We start from the raw sequence: 2,603 nt of genomic DNA, 5'->3' as shown, positions 1-2,603 counted from the left end.
GTTCCCGCTGAACCAGCACACTGGCTGGCATCCATCCCGCCACGCAGCTCATCGCAGCTTGCCCAGAGGGATGAATAGATTTCCGATTTCTTCAGTGCCATGGGTCGTTGATTCCTTGCTGCCCTATTTTGCTCGGTTGGATTTGCCTACTTCGATCGACCGTGTTGCTTTCTTGACTCTTCCACTCGCTTCAGAAATTGTTGGAGATCAGTGCGTTTGAACAGACGATAGCCGTTGGCCGGGTTGCGATGCATAGGGATCTCACCTCTCGCCGCCCATTTGCGGAGCGTGTTCTGAGCCACGCCAAGAATTTCAGCCGCCTCGGCTGTTTTCACGTACTCGGTAAGTTTGGTCATCGGTCAGACGCCTCCGCACCGTGGTTGCTGCTACCCTCCCTAGCCTATCAAACTCTGCACACCTGCGATATGCTACACGGGTTCGCAACACGCCATCCAATACTTGGAGTGGTACTGCATGCAGCGAGCGAAAGAGGTTGCGAGATACACGCTCGACAATGGCCAAGTGCCAGACAATTCGATATATGTTCCCGAGCTGATGGAAGCGGAACTGCTGGACGTGTTTGAAACCATCAGGACATTAGTTTCATCGTTCGGCTATGCGGTGTTTGAACCCGTCGCAAAGCAAACCACCACCGCTACCAAGACCGCTGCCGCCAAGAAGACTACGGCAAAGAAACCGGCCGCCAAGAAAAAGGTCTGTCAGATCGAAGCGTCTTCGACGGTATTGCAGAAGAGCCGCAAACCACTTTCATGCAAAGAAATAGTCGAAGCGATGGCAGAGGCGCAGCTTTGGACTTCACCGGGCGGCAAGACATGTCGGAGCTTCGAGAAGGTATTTCGCAGGCCCTTGAGCTCGCGAGCCCACGTTCGGCCGGGGCTGATGTCCTGAGCGTCACGGAGGCCGACGAAAAGCCATCCCTTGGATTCTTTGGTATTGGAGGATCCGGCGATGGAGTGCTCGGTGACTTGGAACTTGCCGGACTTCAAGAGGCCCCCCGGGGGGCCTCTTCTCGGATCATTGCAGGGGCCCCGGGGGGCCTCGCTTGCCATTCGATCCCAGGGAGGAGCCCCCAAAGGCTTTTTCCTCTAAATCCACCCGCCCGGGGAATCATGGAGGGGGGTCGCGACGTGTTATTAGTAATGCGAGACGTGATCTTTCCGCTTTTCGGCGGTGACGTGTTCGCGGTCCCCAGGGATCTGTTCACAAACTCCATTTGGAGCATAACGATGTCTACGTACACAACCCGAAGCCTCTATGGCGATGCTGACGGCAAGCCTCACGGAGCTCCGCCCTATCGCATCGGTTTCATTCGCGACGAAACCCGGGCAGAGGTTCACGAACACGCGTGTAAACGCCTTGATTCGTTTCGCCCGCTGGATGTCTATGAACTGGCTACCTTGATCGAGTACTACATCCTTCGCTGGGAAAGGAGCTTCGGCAACTATGAATGTCGCCGATCGAATGATGTGAAGGAGACCGAACACTGCTTGGCAAGCTTAGTCGCGCTTGAAATGCGCTGTAACGAACTCGACCCAGACGATCTTGATCGCCTTAGATTTGGGGAGAAACAAGCTGGTGGGGTTGTGATCTACGAGGGTGGCGAACCTAGCGATGAGGCTTGTGGGGCTGGTTCTGAGCCCGAACCAGAACCTCCAAACGCTGAATTCAAAATCGGTTATCTCTCGGAGGGATTTGACGAGATGTTTCCAGCCTCCAGCAAAACCCGCTCTGCGGCTTACGTCGACCTGACCAATTCTGAGTTATTCGCCCTGATTAATCTCCATATTCTGCTCGCTGAACGGTTTAACGGCCTAGTTGATTACGGATGGCACGATTGGATGGACGAGGTTGCCGAGTCGTACATGAGCTTGGTTGCGTTGGAAAAGGAAGCTCGTCGTCGAGTAGCAAACCGGAGCGCTGACGGCAAATGCCAGGATCAGCCGCTAGGATTCAACGAGTTGGCGCAGGAGCTTGCTACGATGCGCAGGAAAAACCGGGAGAAATTCGACGCTAAAAACAAGCTGGACATTTGTGAGTAGTAACTTTCGACCCATATTTCGGATGGAATAGACCTGAAGTCGATCTTTCCGACTCTGGCTACCGTAATTCCGAGTTTTTCAAGCGAAGCCGTCGGCGAAGTCACCTGTTTTTCGCCAATCCTTTGCAGGTAGCATGGGTACAGCAGGTGCAATTTTCACAAATCGGCTGTCGAGACACGCTGAAGCGTGATCTCGTAAGAAGCAAGACGCCCCAATGGTGCATGTTCCTTGGTGGCTGTCGTGGGGCGATTGAAAAGGGTTAGTCACGGATGCCAGTGTTCGACCGAGAATAGCTGGCTGTTCAACGTTGCACCTAGCCGTGCGGTATTGGACGATTCGTTGTTAATATCAGAGATCGATTCGATGACGATGTCAGGCAAAATCTGATATATGGACCAAACCTAAGCCTCCCAGGCGTCGCGCAATCAAAGGCAATTCAGAACGTGGGACAGTGTGTCGTCTACTGGCAGGTCTGCATTCACGGTGACGTCGGCGACGGCGCGCAGATTGAAAAGCACATCCGCCTTATGGTCATACCGCATC

Annotated in this window: 3 protein-coding genes; 2 read left to right on the top strand and 1 reads right to left on the bottom strand. The window is 54.0% G+C overall.

Translation table 11 applies throughout. The features are described 5' to 3' along the window. Nucleotides 1-146 precede the first annotated feature (146 nt). Complete coding sequence (locus NHH03_RS27735) at nucleotides 147-356, bottom strand: MerR family transcriptional regulator (RefSeq protein WP_253161615.1); 210 nt, start codon at nucleotides 354-356, stop codon at nucleotides 147-149. 118 nt (nucleotides 357-474) lie between these two features. On the opposite strand from NHH03_RS27735, the gene NHH03_RS27730 reads away from it, so the two are divergent. Together NHH03_RS27730 and NHH03_RS27725 are read left to right on the top strand one after the other, a co-directional pair. Continuing rightward, nucleotides 475-909 (top strand): TdeIII family type II restriction endonuclease, encoded by a 435-nt coding sequence (locus tag NHH03_RS27730; RefSeq protein WP_253161614.1) that lies wholly within the window; start codon nucleotides 475-477, stop codon nucleotides 907-909. Nucleotides 910-1,247: 338 nt separating this feature from the next. Next, nucleotides 1,248-2,060, top strand: coding sequence for a hypothetical protein (locus tag NHH03_RS27725; protein ID WP_253161613.1), 813 nt, complete (start codon nucleotides 1,248-1,250; stop codon nucleotides 2,058-2,060). Nucleotides 2,061-2,603 lie beyond the last annotated feature (543 nt).

Source organism: Stieleria tagensis (genome assembly GCF_024129865.1).
Classification (GTDB): domain Bacteria; phylum Planctomycetota; class Planctomycetia; order Pirellulales; family Pirellulaceae; genus Stieleria; species Stieleria tagensis.
Note: the sequence above shows the minus strand (reverse complement) of the source record. Positions and strands in the feature narration are given on the sequence as shown.